This window comes from Roseovarius nanhaiticus (assembly GCF_900156535.1).
Classification (GTDB): Bacteria; Pseudomonadota; Alphaproteobacteria; order Rhodobacterales; family Rhodobacteraceae; genus Roseovarius; species Roseovarius nanhaiticus.
In genome coordinates, this window is the sequence record NZ_FTNV01000001.1 from 1,898,998 (window position 1) to 1,917,759 (window position 18,762).

Here is an 18,762-nt window from a genome sequence, read left to right on the forward strand (position 1 = left end):
ATGTGAAAGCGAAAGGATATTTCATGAAGCGCCGCTCAATTATCAAATCATTCGCCGCCGCTGGCATGCTTGCTGCCGTGGGCGCCTGCGCCCAGATGGACGATGGCGATGATATCGTCGATATCGCATCGTCGAACCCCGATTTTTCGACGCTGACAGCCGCAATTGGTGCCGCAGGTCTGACGGACACGCTGCGCGGGCCGGGCCCGTTCACCGTGTTTGCGCCGACCAACGCAGCCTTCGATGCGCTGCCTGCCGGGACGCTCGACATGCTGCTCATGCCCGAAAACAAGGACAAGCTGGCGTCGATCCTGACCTATCACGTCGTTCCCGGCGCAGTTACGTCTGACCAGATCCTTGGCAAGCGCATGAATGTGGCGACTGTGCAGGGTGACACGGTGCGGGTCGATGGCACAGGCGGCAAGTACGGTGCGGCCGTGCGTGTCAACGATGCCAATGTGACAAACGCGGACATCATGGCGACGAATGGCGTCATTCATGTGATCGACAAGGTGCTGTTGCCCTAAGCAACCTGATCTCTGAAACGGTAAAGCCCGGTGGTCGCAGGACCGCCGGGCTTTTTTGTCTTGTCGGGACGGCTGCTAGGGGCGCTCTTCAGCCGCCTTTCATATAAGGCATCAGCACCACTTCGCTGTCCGGCTTCACTTCCGTGAACCATGAATTGCGATAGACCAGCCCATCGACCGCAAGGCTCACCCCGCGGTCAATCTGCGGCTTGAGCGCCGGGTGTTTGGCGGCCAGAGCGTCCAGCAACTCCTTGAAATTGCTGGCCTCCACTTCGACCACCTCTTGCCCCTCCGCCAGGTCGCGGAGCGAGCCCCAGAGTTTCACCTGAACCATGCTCAGCCCTTGGCCATGATCGCCTTGAGGATCTTGGGCGGCGACATGGGCAGCGACGTGAGCCGGATCCCGACGGCCCGGCTGACAGCGTTCGAAAGCGCGGCAAGGGGCGGCACGATGGGCGTCTCGCCCACGCCGCGCACGCCGTAGGGGTGGCCGGGGTTGGGAATTTCCAGGATCACCGTGTCGATATTGGGCAGGTCCGACGCGACGGGAATGCGGTAGTCGAGGAAGCCCGCGTTTTGCAGGCGGCCATCCTCGCCGTAGATGTATTCCTCGTTCAGCGCCCAGCCGATGCCTTGAGCGGCGCCGCCCTGCATCTGGCCCTCGACATAGTCCGGATGCACGGCCTTGCCCGCATCCTGGAAGACGGTGTAGCGCAGCACTTCGGTCGCGCCGGTCTCGGGATCCACCTCGACATCGGCCAGATGCACGCCAAAGCTGACGCCCGCGCCCTCGGCATTGACCTCGTGATGGCCCGCGATGGGCCCGCCGGTCTCGGATGAAATCGCGGCGATCTCGGCCAGTGTCATCGGCTCGAAATTTCCCGCATTCGGCCCCGAGGGTTTGGCAGCGCCATCCTCCCAGATAACAGCGTCTTCGTCGATGCCCCAGATCTTGGCAGCGCGCCCGCACATTACCTGGATGGCGGCGCGGGCGGCCTTGATCGTGGCAAGGCCGACTGCAAAGGTCACGCGGCTGCCATCGGTCACGTCATTCTGGCCCAGTGCGCTGGTATCGCTGATCGTGGTGCGCACCTTTTCATAGGGCACGCCCAGTTCCTCGGCGGCCATCATGCTGATCGACGCGCGGCTGCCGCCGATATCGGGGTTGCCCTCGGCGACGCTGACCGTGCCATCGGCATTGATCGCCAGCGAGACCGAGGTATTGCCTCCGAAGTTGAACCAGAACCCGCAGGAAAGGCCGCGGCCCTGATTTTCACCCAAAGGCGCGTGGTAGTGATCATGCTCCTTGGCCGCCTCCAGCGTGGCCTTGAGGCCGATCTGGTCGAAGGTCACGCCGTAGGACGCCTTGGTGCCCGCATCAGCGGCGTTCATCAGCCGCACATCCAGCGGGTCAAGATCCAGCTTCTGGCACAGCTCGTCCACGACGCTTTCGACCGCGTAGATCGCCATGGGCGCGCCCGGCGCGCGATAGGCGGCCTGGCGGGGGCGGTTGGTCATCGCGTTCCAGCCCTCGGTGCGCACGGCGTCGAGGTCATAGGCCGCAAAGGCGCTTTGCGCGCCCATATCGACCGTGTCGCAGGGAAACGCGCCGCCCTGATAGCGCAGCTTGGCGTCGGCGGCGGTGATGCGCCCCTCCTTGGTCATGCCGATGCGGACGTCGATCGACGAGGACACGGTGGGACCGGTGGCGCGGAAGACGTCGACGCGGCTCATCACGATCTTGACGGGCCGCCCACATTTGCGGCTGAGCGCCAGCGCGACAGGCTCGATAAAGACAGTGGTCTTGCCGCCAAAACCGCCGCCGATCTCGGATGCGGTGACTTTCAGCTGGCTGCCCTCCATGCCCATGATGGCCGAGCAAAGATCGCGCACGAAATACTGGCCTTGCGTGGTGCACCAGAGGTCCGCCTTACCGTCATTGCCGTAGGAGGCAAGGCAGGCATGCGGCTCGATATAGCCCTGATGCGTCGCGGCGGTGGTAAAGCTGCGCTCGACGATGGTGTCGGCCTTGGCAAAGCCGGCCTCCAGATCGCCATGCCCGAATTCGCAGTAATGGGTCACGTTCGGCCCGGCGCCTGCGGGCACGCTTTCGTCCGCGCGGCCCTCCTGGACCACGGGCGCGTCCGGCTTCATCGCCTTGTCCACGTCGGTGACATGGGGCAGGGGCGTGTAATCTACCTTGATCAGTTTCAGCGCGGCCTTGGCCGTGGCCATATCCTTCGCCGCGACCGCGGCGACGGGGTGCCCGTCATAGAGCACCTTGCCCCGCGCGAGGCAGTTGTCCTGCACATCGCGCAGCCCGTCATCCTCGGGCACGCCCCAATCGGCGGAGGTCACGACGGCCTTGACGCCGGGCAGGGCCAGCGCCTCGCTCGCGTCGATGCTGTTGATCAGCGCATGGGCGTGCGGGCTGCGCAGGATCAGGCCCACCTGCATCCCCGGCACGTTGAAATCCGCGCCGTAAAGCGCGCGGCCGGTGACCTTGTCGACGCCATCGGGGCGGGCGACCCGCGTACCGACAACCTTGAAATCAGCCTTGGTGGAGGATTGGAAGTTCATGTCATGCGCCTCTCATGTCGGCGGCTGCGATCTGAACAGCCTTGATGATCTTGTCATAGCCGGTGCAGCGGCAGAGATTGCCGGCCAGCCAATAGCGGATTTCGGTATCGGTGGGGTCCGGGTTGCGCTCCAAGAGGTTCTTGGCCGCAACCAGAATGCCCGGCGTGCAGATCCCGCATTGCAGCGCCGCGTGGTCGATAAACGCTTGTTGCAGCGGGTGCAGGCCCTCGCCGATGGCCATGCCCTCGACGGTTTTGATCTGCGCACCCTCGGCCTCGGCGCCCAGCACGAGGCAGGCGCAGACCAGCCGCCCGTCCATCTCAACGGTGCAAGCGCCGCAATCGCCGGTGCCGCAGCCTTCCTTGGCACCGCTCAGGCCCAGGCGGTTGCGCAGGCTATCGAGCAGCGTCTCTTCGGGGGCGCAGACGAATTCGGCCTCGTCGCCGTTAATCGTGGTGGATACGTGGATGTTCTTCATGTCGGTCTCTCCCGGCCCGGATGGGCCTCGAATTTCAAGGGGCCTCAGGCGCGCGCGGCGGCGCGGTCCATGGCGATGCGGGCGGCGCGCTTGGCCAGCACGCCCGCAAGGGTGATGCGGAACTCGACGGTTCCGCGCTTGTCGTCGATCGGCTTGGCCGCGCTTTCGCACGCCTTGACCAGTGCGGCGATGGCCGGATCCTCCAGTTTGGAGCCGGTGATGGCCTCCGCCGCCTCCGGCACCAGCACGACGCGCGGGCCAACGGCGCCAAGGGCGACGCGGGCCGACTTGATCGTGCCGTCGCTGCCCAGCTCGATATTTGCGCCCGCCGACGCAACGGCGATGTCCATCTCGGTCCGCGGGATGAAGCGCAGATACGCATCGCCCGCCGCCGAAGGCCGCGCGGGCAAGAAGACGGAGCTGACGAATTCGCCCTTTCCCAGCACTGTCTTGCCGGGGCCGGTCACGAACTCCTCGACGGGGCAATCGCGGGGGCCATCCGGCCCCTCGATGCGTGCGACGGCGGCGGCGGCGATCATCGCGGGCACGCTATCGGCGGCAGGCCCGCCGTTGCAGAGGTTGCCCACCATGGTGCAGCGCCCCTGGATCTGGGTCGAGCCGATCAATTCGCACGCCTCGACCACGCCGGGCCACATGGCGCGCGCGCCCTCATGCTCGCCCAGTTGCTGACCGGGCACGCCCGCGCCGATGCGCAATCCGCCATCCTCCTCGCGGATGTCGCGCATGCCCTCCAGATGCTTGATATCGACGATCATGTCCGGCTCGATCAGCCCCGAGCGCAGGTTGACCAGAAGATCCGTGCCACCCCCAAGGATGCGCGCGGCGCCCTCGTTCCGGGCCAGGATTTCCGATGCCTCGGCAACGGTTTTCGGTTTCATGTACTGCATAATGGGCTCCATGGCTTGCAGCCCGATAGCGCGGCGCTGGCCGCTGCGGTGTCGGGGCTGGCTGTCGCGCACAAGTAAAGCGCAATCGGCGCCCGCCCGCAATCCGTCCAAGCGGTCTTTTCCCGCGGGTTTCAGCTGGCGGATCGTCGCATCCGTGCCTTGCAAGGGGCGCCGCCGCACCCTAGGGCTACCCCGGCAGATAAAAAGGCAGAGGGTGGCGCGCGGGCAGAGATGGGCGATGTGTGGGACGGGCTGGTGCAGGCGGTCTGGCTGATCCTCAGCCTTGATGCCGACCTTGTCGAAATCGCGTGGCGCAGCCTGCGCGTGACCGGCGCCGCCTTGGCCATCGCCTGTGTCATTTCGCTGCCGCTGGCTGCCTTGCTGGCGGTGCAGCGGTTTCGCTGGCGGCGCGGCACCATTGCGGTGCTGAACGCGCTGATGGGCCTGCCGCCCGTTGTCGTGGGCCTCATCGTCTATGTGCTGCTGTCCCGCTCTGGTCCGCTGGGCGTGCTTGGGCTGCTCTTTACGCCGACGGCGATGATCATCGCGCAGGTCATCATCATCGTTCCGCTGATCGCCTCGATCGCGCACCAATCCCTGCGCGAACTTTGGGCCGAGTATCATGACCTCCTGATCTCGATGAACGCGACGCGGATGCAGCGCATCGGCGCGCTGCTGCATGACGGGCGCCGCGCGCTCTTGACCGCGGCGCTGGCGGGCTTTGGCCGCGGCATCGGCGAGGTCGGCGCGATCATGGTGGTGGGCGGCAATATCGACCACGCAACGCGGGTGATGACGACGGCGATCGCGCTGGAAACCGGCAAGGGCAATTTCGCGCTGGCGCTGGCGCTGGGTTTCATTCTCATAGCGCTGTCGATCCTCATCAACCTGGCCATTCACGCCCTTAGCCGCACCGAGACGGGGGGCAGGTGGTGAGCGCGCTTTTGCCCATCCGCATGTGCGGCGGCGCGGTTCACCGCCGGGGCCAGCGCCTGATCGGGCCTGTCGATCTTGAGATCGCAGGAGGCGGCATCACCGCCGTCATCGGTCCGAACGGCGCGGGCAAATCCACGCTGCTCAAGGCGCTGCACGGGCTGGAGCGGCTGAGCGAGGGGCATATAAACTGGTCTTCTCCGCGCGCCGAGGCGCTGGAGCGGCAGGCCTTCGTGTTTCAGACACCGGTCATGCTGCGCCGCTCTGTGCTGGATAATCTGGCCTTTCCGCTCCGCCTGAAGGGCACATCGCGCGGCGCGGCGCGCGCCGCGGCGGCGGATTGGTGCGCACGCATCGGTCTGGGCGGCATGGAGCGGCGGGCGGCCACCGTTCTGTCGGGTGGTGAGCGGCAAAAACTGGCGCTGGCCCGCGCCCTGATCACCGGGCCCGAGCTGCTTTTCCTGGACGAGCCGTCGGCCGCGCTCGACGGGCGCGCAACGCGCGAGATCGAGGCGCTTTTGGCGCTTGCAGCCGCGGACGGCACGCGTATCGTCATGGCGACGCACGATATGGGCCAGGCACGGCGTCTTGCCCGCGAGATTTGGTTCCTGCGCGGCGGCATGCTCCACGAGGCTGCCCCGGCAGACACGTTTTTCAGCGGGCCCAAGACGGAGGCGGCCCGCGCCTTTCTGGCCGGCGATATTGTCGACTAGCGGACATGATTCCAAACCCAAGGAGCAGACCTGATGCGCAAACTTACCCTCACAGCCAGCCTTGTCCTCGGCCTTTTCGGTGTGTCCGCGCAAGCGGAAGAAATGAAAATGGCCGTCACCACCAGCTTTCACAACTCCGGACTGTCCGATGTGCTGCTGCCCGCGATTCTTGAGGATACCGGCATCGAGCTCCAGCTGCTGGTGGTCGGTACGGGCCAGGCGATCAAACTGGGCGAGGCAGGGGATGTCGACGCCATCCTCGTTCATAGCAAGGCCGCCGAAGATGCTTTCGTCGCGGCTGGTCACGGCACCCATCGCCGCGAGATCATGTATAATGATTTCGTGCTCGTTGGGCCGGCGGATGATCCTGCCGGCATCCGCAGCGCAGATGCCGCCGCCGCCGCGCTGAGCGCCATCGCCGAAGCAAAGGCGCCCTTTGTCAGCCGCGGGGATGACAGCGGCACCCACAAGAAAGAGCTGAACCTTTGGCGTGCGGCGGGCACGGACGTGACCGGCGGCAATGATTGGTACAAGGAGGTCGGGGCGGGCATGGGCGCCGCGCTCAACACCGCGTCGGGCATGGGCGCTTATGTGCTGTCGGATCGCGCGAGCTGGCTGAACTTCGGCAACAAGGGTGATCTGGAACTGCTTTTTGCCGGGGACCCGGTGCTGTTCAACCAATACGCCTATCTGCCAGTCGATCCGGGCAAGGGCGACTATATCAAGAGCGATCTGGCCGAAGAGGTCGAGGCCTGGCTGACCAGCGCCCGCGCCAAAGAGCTGATTGACGGCTATCGCATCGCAGGCGAGCAACTCTTTACGTTCAACGCAGAGATGGATGGCGCGCAAAAGGCGGCCGAATAATCCGGCGGCCAAGGCTTTTTCCCAGAAGCCTTGGCCGAACTCTCGCGAGAGTTCTGGCGGCGGGGATCAGCGGTAGGGCTTCAGCGCTGCCTGCATGGCGGTAATCATGGCGTCGCGGCGCGTCTGCATGGCCTCTCGCGTTTCGCCCCCCGCGGCCTCAGCGGCGCCCGCGACCATCATCGCAATAGTGTCGGGCGTCAGCCGCGCATTACCCAGATCGTCGCACCAGCCGTTGAACTGATCACCGAGGCGGTCGCAGAAGGTCTGAAGACCGCCCGCACCCCCGCCCATGTCGAAACACGCAGTCGGCCCCATCGCCGCCCAGCGCAAGCCGGGGCCGGCCCACATCGCCTTGTCGATATCGCCGACGCTTGCGACGCCCTCCTGCACCAGATGGATCGCCTCTCGCCAGATGGCGGCCTGCAGGCGGTTGGCGATATGGCCGGGCACTTCACGCTGCACGCGGACCGTGACTTTGCCGATGCTGTCGTAAAAGGCGGCGGCCGCATCCGCGACGCCCGCGCCGGTCCGGTGATTGCCCATGACCTCGACCAGAGGAACCAGATGGGGCGGGTTGAACGGATGGCCCAGAACAAAGGGCGCGGGATTGTGCCAGCCGGCCTGCATATCGCCAAGCAGGAGGCCGGAGGTGCTGCTGGCCACGATGGCGCCGGGCGCCAGAACCGGCTCGATTTCGCTGTAAAGCGCGTGTTTTATCTCCAGACGCTCGGGCACGCTTTCCTGAATGAACTCTGCGCCGGTCGCCGCCTCTGCTGCGCTGGCGCAAAATCGGATGGCGTCGGGCGTGCCATCAGCGGTCAGGCCAATCTGGGTCAGCGTCGGCCACGCCGTCTCGATATAGGCGCGGACCTCTCTTTCAGCGTCGGGCGCAGGATCATGGATCGCGACCGAGCGACCCGAAGCCAAGAGAAGCGCCGCCCAGCTGGCGCCGATGACACCTGCGCCAAGGCAGGCCGTGTGCGGATAGAGCATTGAAATATTCCGGAATTCAGGGGGAAGGATGCAGTCATGGAGCCGCCAACCTGCCTCATGCCAAGCTGGGGGTCCAGTGCCCGTCGGGGCTCAAGATGTGGCCCCGAGCGCCGCTCGACACCGGCCAGCGATGGGACGTTTTGATGATTGCGGTGACATTGCGGGTCGATCGACAGCGGGGGGCTGGAAATCATTGGTCTAAGAGATTTGTTAAGTGCTGTGAGCCAGGCTTCGTCCTGGCAATAGACACCGACGCGCAATGGAGCCACTACGGGAAGGGGCTTTGGCAAATATGGCAGCTCTACGCCCGGGCATCGCCGCCGAGAAGTTGAGCTGTGCGAGGTTAGGGACCCGCGCGATGGTTTCGAAGCCCGCAGTGTCGTCGCCTGCGTCTATTGAGCGAAAGGCGAGAGAATCCGCAAACGCTTTGACATTTCTGGACCGCTGGCGTTTTTGCCAGGTGGCGAGGTGGAGCGCAGCCATCCCCGATGGCCGCGCCCGGTATGGCGATTATCGCGCCGATATCGGCAAGGTGATCTGCCAAGATCCGCGACGTCCTCACGATACTGGTGATTGCCCGTGCTGATCGGCCCATCCGGGATGGGCCAGTGATGGGCCCCAAACCACTAGAACAGACTGGCCACTGGCGCGCCGGGCGCCAGATCCATTTCGCGGCGCAGCTGCGCACGGGCGCGGGCGAGGCGGGACATCACCGTGTTCTTGGCGCATCCCGTGCGCCCGGCCAGCGCGGCGGGGCTTGTCTCGCCCGCCATGACCAGCGCCATGAGCGCCGCCTGCTCGCGCGGCAGGCGGGCGATGGCATCTTGCAGATCGCTCAGCGCGAGGCTGGCGAAGACCTCGGGATCGGCGCTGGGGCCATCCTCCTCCTCGAGTGGCAAGTGCGGCGCACGGCGCAGGCCCTGGCGGTAGAGGTTGCGCAGCGCGGCACGCGCATAGGCCCGCAGATCGTCGACGCGGGACAGATCGTGGCGCCGCCGCCAAAGCTTGAGCAGCGTCTCCTGCGCCAGATCCTGCGCCTCGCTCTCGCTGTCGGCAAGGCGACGGGCGAGGCGCATCAGATCAGGGTGCAGCGCCACCATCAGATGCGTGGTGCAATGCGGTGATGCGGGCAGGCCCGCGCTGGCGCGGGAGGCGGGAAGGGACGGAATCGCGGACGTAATCATGGATGGGATCATGTGGCGCACCTTTGGTTGGGTCAGGTCTATCGCCCCTTACACTCGCTTGATTTTCACCCCCGACAATCCCGGCATTTTTCGCCGATCGCGCAAATTGCCCCTTTTTGCGCGAAGCGGCGCCGAACGGCGTATCCGCGTCGGCACGGCTTCGCCCATGGCGCAAGACTTGGCCCCAAACGCCCAAAATGCCGGGACGCGATCGGCGCCGCCCGCGTCTTGTGAGGTGAAGCGGGCAATCCTGCCCCTTCCCAAGATCAAGACTTCTCAGGAGGAAAACTGATGACAAAATATATCGCATACGCACTGGGCATGAGCGCACTGGCCACGGCCGCATTCGCGGACATGTCGAGCGTCGACACCAATGCCGACGGCATGGTTTCGATGGAAGAGGCGCAGGCCGCCTATCCCGATCTGACAGCCGAGCAGTTCAGCGAGATCGACGCAAATGGCGACGGCGCCATCGACGATGCCGAAATGAGCGGCGCGCAGGATGCCGGTCTGCTCCCCGCAGAGTAAGCCCCGAATTCCCGGCCTGCCTCTGCGGCGGGCCGGGTGACGTTTTCCTTCGGCCTCATGTTCTTCTCCAGCAGACACCGAGACGCCGGAGGGAAGGTTGTCGCAGGGCGGCCTCGTCATAAAGGTCGCTCTGCGGCGCCAATACCTCCCTCTTCATGATCGAAAGGCGCGGCCCCCCTCGGGACCGCGCCATTTTCTTGCAGAGACAGGACGAAGACGCCCTGTCGGCTATGCAGGTATCAGGCCGGATCTGCCCGGCGCAGCATGCCGAAAAGATCGCGCGGGTCGTCGGGGTCGGCCAGCATGTCGAGCGGCTGGTGGAACTCCGTCCCCTCGATCTGGGCACGCACATAGCGCAGGGCGCTGAAATCCTCGGTAGCAAAGCCGACCGAGTCAAAAAGCGTGATCTGCGCGTCGGAGGTGCGGCCCTTGGCGGCGCCTGTCATCACCTGCCACAGCTCGGTCACGGCGAAATCCTCGGGCATCTGCTGAATCTCGCCCTCGATGCGGGTCTGGGGCGGGAATTCGACGAAGACGTCCGAGCGCTCGAGAATGGCGGGCGCCAGCTCGGTCTTGCCGGGGCAATCGCCGCCAATCGCGTTGATATGGACACCCGCGCCGACCATGTTGTCGGTCAGGATGGTCGCATATTGCTTGTCCGCGGTGCAGGTCGTGATGATCTGCGCGCCTTCCATGCTTTCCTCGGCGCTGTCGCATTCGACCACCGTCAATCCCATCCCTTGAAGGTTCTTGGCCGCCTTCCTGGTCGCCGCCTTGTCGACATCCCACAGACGCACGGTCTTGATGCCGACGATGGCCTTCATCGCGAGGCTCTGGAATTCGGATTGCGCGCCATTGCCGATCATCGCCATCGTATCGGCGCCCTTGGGGGCGAGGTATTTCGCCACGAGGGCCGAAGTGGCCGCCGTCCGCAGCGCGGTCAGCATCGTCATCTCGCTCAAGAGCACGGGATAGCCGTTGCCGACATTGGCCAGAAGGCCGAAGGCGGTGACCGTCTGCAAACCCTGCTTGGTGTTGCTGGGATGGCCGTTGACGTATTTGAACCCGTAGACCTCACCATCCGACGTCGGCATCAGCTCGATGACACCTTCCTCGGAATGGCTGGCGACGCGGGGCGTCTTGTCGAACAGCTCCCAACGTTTGAAATCCTGCTCGATGTAGTCGGCAAGGCCAATCAGCATCTCTTCGATGCCGATATGGTGGATCAGCTTCATCATGTTGTCGACGCTGACAAAGGGCACGTAGGCCTTTTCGGACGGGGTGGGGATGCTCATTTCGGACCCTTTTCAAGGTTAGTGTTGCGTTTGGCGAGGTGCAGACCGGCGATCATGCAGCGCACGGATCCTCCGGCGCTCTCGATGGTGGGGATATCCAGCGGTACGATGCGCGCGGAACGTTCGATCAGCGCAATCTGGCTTTTGTCGAGCGCCGCCAGCGCACGCGACGACATGGCGGTCATCAGGCCGGTCGGCGTGCTGAGTTCGATCGCATTGCCGGCAAATTCGGCGATCTGGTGATGGGTGAGGTCGATCAGGTCGCGCCCCGGCTCGACCAGACGCTCGGCGATTTCTGCGCGGCGGGCGGCATTCTTGATCATGTCGAGCGAGACCATCGCGAAATGCGTGCCGATCGTCATCACGACATTGGTGTGATAAACGGGCGCGCCATCCTCGTCGATGGCGTCGAAGACCATCGGCTCGTATCCGAAATTGGTGCAGAACCGCTCGAGCAAGACCGGATCGGCGCGGTGCGAGCGCGCGACATAGGCGATGCGCCCGATATGGTCGATCACCATCGCGCCGGTGCCCTCCAGGGCCAGCCCGTCCTGCTCCAGACCCGAATAGTCGGTGACGACCTGCACGCGATAGTCAGCCTTCAGCATCTCGATGACATCGCTGCGGCGCTCACGGCGGCGGCTGGGCACAAACATGGGGTAGATGGCCACGTGCCCGCCCGGATGGGTGGAGAACCAGTTGTTCGGAAAGACCGCATCGGGCGTATCGTCGCGCGCGTCCTGAAAGACATGCACGCCCACGCCTTCATCGCGAAGACGGCCAACGGCAGCGTCGAATTCGGACGCTGCGCGGTTTGCCACCTCATCGGCACTGTCGCCCGGCACGGATTGAAACCGGTTGTCGGCGGCCGTTTCGGGGTTGGGATGAAACCGGTTGGGCCGGATCATCACCACATTTGCAGGGGCTTGGACGGTCATAGGAGCCTCTTATGAATAGGCGCGGGTCGGGCGGTCAAAGACGCGGCGGCCAAGAGCCGATGCGGCCAGATCGACCATCACCTGTGCGGTGCGACCACGCTCGTCAAGGAAGGGGTTGAGTTCGACGAGGTCGAGTGACGTCATGAGACCGCTGTCACAGATCATTTCCATCGCCAAGTGCCCCTCGCGCATCGTGGCACCGCCCGGCACGGTGGTGCCGACCGCGGGCGCGATGGAGGGATCGAGGAAATCCACATCCAGCGACACGTGCAGCATCCCGTTTGCCGCTTCGACATCGGCAAGGAAATCCGCCAGCGGGCGGGCGATGCCCGTCTCGTCGATGCTGCGCATGTCGTGGTAGCGCACATTGGTGGCCTGCATTGCCTCACGCTCGTCCGGATCGACCGAGCGCAGACCGAGCAGGCAGATATTCTCATGCGGGATCGGATGGGCAACCTCCGGAAAACCGTGGAAGCCATCGCGGCCCGTCACATAACCCAAAGGGGCGCCGTGCAGATTGCCCGAGGCAGTGCTTTGCGGCGTGTGAAAGTCCGTATGTGCGTCCAGCCACAGGACGAACAGCGGGCGCTCTTCGCGCGCGGCGTGGTTCGCGGCCCCGAGGACCGAGCCGAGCGCGAGGCCGTGATCGCCGCCCAAGAAAATGGGCAGGCCGCGCGGCAGCGCCTCTTCGGCGGCGCGGGCGAGGGACGAGGTCCAGCCGATCATCTCGGCGGGCTGGTGGATGTGATTGGGCAGGTCCGCATGCATATCGGCGGCGTCGGGCGCCACATTGCCGATATCGACCACCTGGTGCCCCAGATCCGCAAGCGCGGCGCCGATTCCCGCTGTACGGTAAGCATCCGGGCCCATCAGGCAGCCGCGGCGGGATTTGCCGGCATCCATAGGCGCGCCGATCAATATGCATGTCTTGCCGGTCATGTCGCTCTCCTCATGTCAGTTGACGCCAATGTGTTGCGCATATGGGGCGAATGGAAGTGGACAATTTGCACATAAGGGAACAAGATTGAGCAAAACGGAAGCAAAGAGCGACGATATGGACGAAACGGACCGCGCGCTTATCTCTGCCCTCAGACACGATGCGCGTGCGTCGCTGTCGGATCTGGCGGCCAGCCTTGGGGTCTCGCGCACAACCGTGCGCAGCCGGATCGAAAAACTTCAACGCTCTGGCGAGATCGTGGGATTTTCGGTCGTGCTCAAGGCGGATGCGGCGCGCGATCCAGTACGCGGATTGATGATGCTGGGCATCGAGGGGCGCGGGACCGAACGGATCTTTCGCCAGCTGAGCGGCCTCAGCGCGGTGCGCGGGGCGCACAGCACCAATGGCCAATGGGATATCATCGTGGAAATCGGCGCGCCCACGCTGGAAGAATTCGACCGCGTGCTGACGCAGATCCGGCGCCTTGACGGCGTGGTCAGCAGCGAAACGAGCCTGCTGCTCAGCACACGCAAATCGGCGGGTTAGCGGCGCGCGGCCATCGCCCAGAAACCGGCCAGCGCCAGCGAGGCAAGCATGTTCCAACTGGCCATCGACAGCCCGAGCATCTGCCACGCCACCTCGTCGCACATCACGACGCCCAAGGGACCTTCGAGGCTGAGCAGGTCCGCGCCCGATCCCGCGCCGATGCCGCCACCTGAACAGGCGGTTGGGCCTTCCCACCAGTCCCGCTCGACCCCGGTATGATAGGCCGCGATCCCGGCCGAGGTCAGCGCCGCCAGCATGCCGAGCCAGGGCATGAAGCGCCCGTGGCTCCACCGCCCGAGTGCCAGGGCAAATAGGCCGATGAAGGCCGCCGCGACGTGCGGCCAACGCTGCCAGAGGCAGAGCGAGCAGGGCGCCAGACCCCCAAGATGCTGAAACGCATAGGCCCCGGCCAAGAGGAGGACCGAGCCGATCGAGGCGAGGGCGATATAGGCATTGCGCGACATGGATCAGAGCACCTTGACCAGGAAAAAACCACCGACGAGGCAGCCGAAGAAGAGAACGAACATGAGGCCCAGCCGACGCTCGACGAAATCGCGGATGGGCGGGCCGAACTTCCAGAGCAGCCCCGCAACGATAAAGAAGCGCAGACCCCGCGCAAGGATTGAGGTGGCGATGAAGGTGGCCAAGGGCATGCCAGTCCAGCCCGACATGATGGTGATGACCTTGTAGGGGAAGGGCGTGATGCCCGCCATCAGAACCGCCCAGAAGCCCATATCGTTGAAGCGCGTGCTGAACTCGCCCATCGCGTCCGCCTTGCCCAGTGCCTGCAGAATGGGCTGGCCCACCTGCTCGAACGCAAGCGCGCCGATGGCATATCCGGCCATGCCGCCAACTACCGAGGCGATCATCGCAATACCGGCAATCAGCCAGGCCCGGCTGGGCCGGGCCAGGATCATCGGAATCATCAGAACATCTGGCGGAATGGGAAAGACCGAGCTTTCGACAAAGGCGACCAACGCCAGCACCCACAAGGCATTCGGATGATCCGCCATCGCAATGGTGCGGTCGTACAGACGTCTGATCATGCGGAGGCGCTCCGGCGGGGAATTGATGTGGGCCGCCAGCGTGATCGCGGGCTGCCCCGGCTCAGACCACGGCGGGGCAGGCGGGGTCAAGAGCGGATGGGGCCCGGAGCGCCTTTGGGTTTTATGCTCTGGCGTGTCGCGCCCGCGCGGCCAACAAAAAGGACGTCGGTGCCCCGCTGGGGCTGGACGCGCGCGCGGGCCTTCGCTAAACGTCCTGCCGTGCGCCCAAGTGGCGGAATGGTAGACGCAGGGGATTCAAAATCCCCCGCCGCAAGGCGTGCCGGTTCGAGTCCGGCCTTGGGTACCAAGCGCACATCTCTCCTTAGCTGGACCGCGATTTGCAGTCGGTGCAATTCTCCTTGCGGCGTTGCCGCAGATTGCCGGCCTGTTCACACCCATTGGCGGCGGCAGTCTCAACCCACAACCCTCGTTTCGCAATTCCTAAGGTAGCGCCCGCGATTCGGACGCCTGGGTTTCGTCATACGCGTCAAAAGCTCGTTGGCGGCGGGATTGGCCCCAATTGAGCGACAGAGCCTTCGCCATTATTCTGCCTTAGTTAACGCGGGATGTGGGGCGGCTTGAGCGCAATTCTGGACACAATGCGCATGCTGAGATGCCCGGTCACAACACGCTCTGCTGGATGCAGAAAACCTTGTTTCATTGGCGAAACACCACAGCAGACTGGCCGTTTTGCGTCGGAAACAATGTTAAAAATCGCGTCTATATTTCGACGCAATGAGCGGAAGTTGGGCCTCTTACGGCCCCATTCGAAACACAATTGCCTCAAATTTTCCTTTGTTGGCCGCGGACGTTGACCTAAAACAAACCTGCCCAACTGGGGGGCAAAGTCTGTGGTCTAGGGGGCGGCCACACGGAACGTGCATCCGATCGGATGTGGGGGACGTGTGAACGCCATGTCGCTGCCAAGCGATATGAATTGCACGCGTTATCGTCGGCGGGTCCGGCGACGGAAAAGGCGTGTCTGCGTCCTACTTACCCCTCCGCTTGTCTGCAGGTCTCGTGAAGGCCGCTTACCCGACCGCGTCAGCGTCGGTGGCATTGGTAAGGACCGCGATCTGCGGTGCGACGGTAACGGTCGTATATTAGGAGTTGAGTGATGAGTATCGATAGAACAGACAGTGGCGCTGGCGTCGTAGACGGAACGACAGGTGACGATACGATCGACGCAGGCTATGTGACCGATCCTCAGGGTGATCGGATTGATGCGGGTGATGCGAGCCTGCCAGGCGAGACCGGAGATGACGATATCGTCAACGCGGGCGACGGTGACGACATTGTGTCGGGCGGCGCGGGCGACGATGAGATCTTTGGCGGCGCGGGCGACGATTCGCTTGAGGGCGGCGCCGGCAATGACCTGTTGGCCGGTGACCGCGACACGTCCGACAATATCGCATCCCGCGAGGTGTTCCGGTGGAGCGAGGCACCTGATCCCGATACGCCCGATAACGGCGCGCCCGGGGTCGATCCCGGCGACGAGCTGAGCAACTTCTCGCTCGACACCGGCAACACCACTGTGACGTTCAACGCTGGCTCGGGCGGGCCGTCGATTTACAACGAGAACTTCATTCTTGTCACCGGCATCGACACATCCGGCGCGCCGGATGCCAACCCGAACAGCCAGCTCGACAATGTGCTGACCAAGGGTGCATCGTCCACATATGACTTTGATTTCTCGAACCCCGTCGAGAATATTTCTTTCCGGATCAATGATGTGGACGGCGACGGTGTCGTTCAGGTGCGTGCGTTCGATGCAGAGGGCAATGCAGTTGTCGTGAACCTGACCGGCGGGTCCGGCCTGACACTTCTGGATACCGACGGCGTGCCCGGCGCGGATGCCGCCGACGCGAATGGCCCCTACGGAGGCGATGACGATCCGGCTTACTCTGTTCTGGTCGACATTCCCGGCCCCGTGTCGCGTCTTGAGGTCGTGCACAGCCAGGACGGCCCCAGAACATCGGGGATCTCGATCACCGACGTGTACTATGACACGTTCCCCGAGGTTGCGTCCGGCGATGATACGCTGGTCGGCGGCGAGGGCGATGACAGCCTGCTGGGCGAAGGCGGCGAAGACGTCCTGACCGGCGGCGAGGGTGCAGATGTCATCTCCGGCGGCGACGACGCCGACCTGATTGTCGGCGGCACCGATGGCGACATGGTCGATGGCGGCGCGGGTGGCGATGACAACGACACGCTCGATCTGTCGGATAGCGGTCCGCTGCGCGTGGTCGATGAGGTCACCGACCCCGATGGCAACTCGACCAGCGGCACTGTGGAATTCCTCGATGATACGGGCGCGGTCACCGGCTCGATGACCTTCACCGAGATCGAGACCTTGATCCTGCCCCCGGCTCCGCCGCCGCCCGCGCCCGATGGCATCGTTTCGGGCACCGCTGGCGATGATGTGATTGATCTGCCTTATACCGGCGATCCCGATGGCGACCGCGTGGATGCCAATGACGCGATCCTCGGCAATGTCGGCTCGAACGACGACATCATCGAAGCCGGCGATGGCAATGACACCGTGCGCGGCCGTGACGGCAACGACACGATCGACGGCGGCGACGGCGATGACAGCCTGCGCGGCGATGCCGGAGATGACAGCATCGACGGCGGTGCAGGCGATGACACGCTGCGCGGTGACGCGGGCAACAATACTCTTGTCGGCGGCGAGGGCGACGACTCGCTGATCGGCGGGCCGGGCAACGACTCGATCCTGGGCGGCGACGGGCAGGATACGGCCCTGGGCGGCGGTGGCGATGATTTCATCGACACCAGCGCGCCGGTCGGAATGCCCAGCGATGCAAACTTTCCGCTGCCCGATGATGGCTTTGGCACCACCGTGCCTGCGGACCCTAATCCCGACAATGATCGCGACCTCGTGGCCGGCGGCGCCGGCAACGACACCATATTTACGGGTGACGATGCCGACACCATCACCGGCGGCGCTGGCAATGACGTGATCGACGGCGGCCTTGACGATGATGAGATCGACGGTGGCGCCGGCGACGACTTCATCTTGGGCGGCGAAGGCAGCGACACCATCCTGGGGGGCTCCGGCAACGACACGATCTACGGCGGGGTCAATAACGACTCGGTCAACATTCTCGACGCGACCGATCCCGAGCTGGATAATGGGGATGACTTCATCAACGGCGGCGCCGGCGACGACCTGATCTTTGGCGAGGATGACAACGACACCATCCTCGGCGGGAGTGGTAACGACACCATCGACGGCGGTATCGACGATGACGAAATCCGCGGACAGGATGGCGACGACAGCCTGCTGGGCGGTGATGGCAACGACGACATCCAAGGCGGAAACGGTAACGACACCATCCTTGGCGGTGATGGCGACGACACGATCGAGGGCCGCGCTGACGACGATGTCATCATCGGCGGCGCCGGTGCCGATGACATGTCTGGCAACACGGGCCGCGATACGTTCATCATCGGCTCGGCCGCCGATGGCAATGGCGACAATGCCGATGGCGGCTCGGGCGGGGACGATTTTGATACGCTCGATCTGACCGGCGTTGGTCCTTTCGAGATCGTCGGCCAGACCGTCGATCCCGATGGCAACTCGACCAGCGGCACGATCAACTTCCTCGACGCGCCCGGCGGTGCCGTGACCGGCTCGATGACCTTCCAGGAAATCGAGCAAATCATCCCCTGCTTTACACCTGGCACGGTGATTGCCACGCCCAAGGGCGAGCGTCTGGTGGAAGAGCTGCAGGTCGGCGACCGGATCATCACGCGGGACAACGGCCTGCAGGAAATCCGCTGGCTAGGACGCCGCGATCTGGCCGGAGCCGAGCTGTTGCAAGCGCCGCAGTTGAAGCCCGTGCTGATCCGTGCCGGAAGCCTGGGCCGCGGCCTGCCCGAGCGTGACCTGCTGGTCAGCCCGAACCACCGTGTGCTGATCAACAATGACAAGTCGGCGCTTTACTTTGAGGATCGCGAAGTGCTGGCTTCGGCCAAGCATCTGACCGACCTCGAGGGCGTCGATGCGGTCGACACCAGCGCGATCAGCTACATCCACTTCATGTTCGACCAGCACGAGGTCGTCCTGTCGAACGGAAGCTGGACCGAGAGCTTCCAGCCGGGCGAGCAGACGTTGGGTGACATGGGCGCCGAGCAGCGCGACGAGATCTACGCGCTCTTCCCCGAGCTGCGCGAAATGGAAGGCATCAACGCCTACCAGGCTGCGCGCCGCTCGCTCAAGAAGCACGAAGCGCGCCTGTTGACCAAATAAGCCTTTGCAGCAGGACCGG

General features: G+C 64.4%; 18 protein-coding genes and 1 tRNA gene. 8 read left to right on the top strand and 11 right to left on the bottom strand.

The window, feature by feature from the left end; translation table 11 throughout:
• Positions 1-23: 23 nt before the first annotated feature.
• The gene (locus BW975_RS09190) at positions 24-527 is read left to right on the top strand and encodes a fasciclin domain-containing protein (protein WP_076532874.1); all 504 of its coding nucleotides are present in this window, start codon (positions 24-26) and stop codon (positions 525-527) included.
• Between the two features lie 88 nt (positions 528-615).
• On the opposite strand, the gene BW975_RS09195 is transcribed toward BW975_RS09190, so the two are convergent.
• The 4 genes from BW975_RS09195 to BW975_RS09210 are packed head-to-tail and all read right to left on the bottom strand — an operon-like array spanning position 616 to position 4,493.
• Positions 616-861, bottom strand: coding sequence for a MoaD/ThiS family protein (locus BW975_RS09195; protein WP_076532875.1), 246 nt, complete (start codon positions 859-861; stop codon positions 616-618).
• 2 nt (positions 862-863) lie between these two features.
• A complete protein-coding gene (locus tag BW975_RS09200) occupies positions 864-3,107 on the bottom strand; it encodes a xanthine dehydrogenase family protein molybdopterin-binding subunit (protein ID WP_076532877.1) in 2,244 nt (747 codons plus the stop codon).
• A gap of 1 nt (position 3,108) precedes the next feature.
• The gene (locus tag BW975_RS09205) at positions 3,109-3,585 is read right to left on the bottom strand and encodes a (2Fe-2S)-binding protein (protein WP_076532879.1); all 477 of its coding nucleotides are present in this window, start codon (positions 3,583-3,585) and stop codon (positions 3,109-3,111) included.
• A gap of 44 nt (positions 3,586-3,629) precedes the next feature.
• A complete protein-coding gene (locus tag BW975_RS09210) occupies positions 3,630-4,493 on the bottom strand; it encodes an FAD binding domain-containing protein (protein WP_076532881.1) in 864 nt (287 codons plus the stop codon).
• Between the two features lie 231 nt (positions 4,494-4,724).
• Between BW975_RS09210 and BW975_RS09215 the strand changes: the two genes are divergently transcribed.
• Genes BW975_RS09215 through BW975_RS09225 form a run of 3 tightly spaced genes read left to right on the top strand, consistent with a single transcriptional unit; the run spans position 4,725 to position 7,003 of the window.
• Positions 4,725-5,429, top strand: a complete 705-nt coding sequence (locus BW975_RS09215) for an ABC transporter permease (RefSeq protein WP_076532884.1) — start codon at positions 4,725-4,727, stop codon at positions 5,427-5,429.
• A 20-nt stretch (positions 5,430-5,449) separates the two neighbouring features.
• Complete coding sequence (locus BW975_RS09220) at positions 5,450-6,139, top strand: ATP-binding cassette domain-containing protein (RefSeq protein WP_076533591.1); 690 nt, start codon at positions 5,450-5,452, stop codon at positions 6,137-6,139.
• A 33-nt stretch (positions 6,140-6,172) separates the two neighbouring features.
• Positions 6,173-7,003 (top strand): ABC transporter substrate-binding protein, encoded by an 831-nt coding sequence (locus tag BW975_RS09225; protein WP_076532885.1) that lies wholly within the window; start codon positions 6,173-6,175, stop codon positions 7,001-7,003.
• Between the two features lie 66 nt (positions 7,004-7,069).
• Here BW975_RS09225 and BW975_RS09230 read toward each other — a convergent pair whose 3' ends face one another.
• Both BW975_RS09230 and BW975_RS09235 read right to left on the bottom strand, forming a co-directional pair.
• The gene (locus BW975_RS09230) at positions 7,070-7,996 is read right to left on the bottom strand and encodes a 3-hydroxyacyl-CoA dehydrogenase NAD-binding domain-containing protein (RefSeq protein ID WP_076532887.1); all 927 of its coding nucleotides are present in this window, start codon (positions 7,994-7,996) and stop codon (positions 7,070-7,072) included.
• A gap of 626 nt (positions 7,997-8,622) precedes the next feature.
• Positions 8,623-9,192, bottom strand: coding sequence for an RNA polymerase sigma factor (locus BW975_RS09235; RefSeq protein WP_083687026.1), 570 nt, complete (start codon positions 9,190-9,192; stop codon positions 8,623-8,625).
• 279 nt (positions 9,193-9,471) lie between these two features.
• Between BW975_RS09235 and BW975_RS09245 the strand changes: the two genes are divergently transcribed.
• On the top strand, positions 9,472-9,708 hold the full coding sequence (locus tag BW975_RS09245) for an EF-hand domain-containing protein (RefSeq protein WP_076532892.1): 237 nt from the start codon (positions 9,472-9,474) through the stop codon (positions 9,706-9,708).
• 239 nt (positions 9,709-9,947) lie between these two features.
• On the opposite strand, the gene BW975_RS09250 is transcribed toward BW975_RS09245, so the two are convergent.
• From BW975_RS09250 to rocF, 3 genes are read right to left on the bottom strand one after another with little or no spacing between them, the layout of a single operon-like run.
• Positions 9,948-11,003: an ornithine cyclodeaminase gene (locus BW975_RS09250; protein WP_076532894.1), complete on the bottom strand. Its 1,056-nt coding sequence runs from the start codon at positions 11,001-11,003 to the stop codon at positions 9,948-9,950.
• Positions 11,000-11,941 carry a citrulline utilization hydrolase CtlX gene (gene ctlX, locus BW975_RS09255; RefSeq protein WP_076532896.1) on the bottom strand — a complete coding sequence of 314 codons (942 nt, stop codon included), beginning with the start codon at positions 11,939-11,941 and terminating at the stop codon, positions 11,000-11,002. Before ctlX ends, BW975_RS09250 begins: the two co-directional genes overlap by 4 nt.
• Positions 11,942-11,950: 9 nt before the next feature.
• Entirely contained in the window at positions 11,951-12,880 is a 930-nt protein-coding gene (gene rocF / locus BW975_RS09260; protein WP_076532898.1) for an arginase, read from the bottom strand.
• 115 nt (positions 12,881-12,995) lie between these two features.
• On the opposite strand from rocF, the gene BW975_RS09265 reads away from it, so the two are divergent.
• Positions 12,996-13,424, top strand: coding sequence for an Lrp/AsnC family transcriptional regulator (locus tag BW975_RS09265; RefSeq protein ID WP_076532899.1), 429 nt, complete (start codon positions 12,996-12,998; stop codon positions 13,422-13,424).
• Here BW975_RS09265 and BW975_RS09270 read toward each other — a convergent pair.
• Both BW975_RS09270 and BW975_RS09275 read right to left on the bottom strand, forming a co-directional pair.
• Complete coding sequence (locus BW975_RS09270) at positions 13,421-13,888, bottom strand: disulfide bond formation protein B (RefSeq protein WP_076532901.1); 468 nt, start codon at positions 13,886-13,888, stop codon at positions 13,421-13,423. The two genes, BW975_RS09265 and BW975_RS09270, sit on opposite strands and share 4 nt — an antisense overlap.
• A gap of 3 nt (positions 13,889-13,891) precedes the next feature.
• A complete protein-coding gene (locus BW975_RS09275; RefSeq protein ID WP_076532903.1) occupies positions 13,892-14,470 on the bottom strand; it encodes a YqaA family protein in 579 nt (192 codons plus the stop codon).
• 223 nt (positions 14,471-14,693) lie between these two features.
• Between BW975_RS09275 and BW975_RS09280 the strand changes: the two genes are divergently transcribed.
• Both BW975_RS09280 and BW975_RS17805 read left to right on the top strand, forming a co-directional pair.
• Positions 14,694-14,777, top strand: a tRNA-Leu gene (locus tag BW975_RS09280).
• A gap of 810 nt (positions 14,778-15,587) precedes the next feature.
• Positions 15,588-18,743: a Hint domain-containing protein gene (locus tag BW975_RS17805; RefSeq protein ID WP_083687028.1), complete on the top strand. Its 3,156-nt coding sequence runs from the start codon at positions 15,588-15,590 to the stop codon at positions 18,741-18,743.
• Positions 18,744-18,762: the final 19 nt, after the last annotated feature.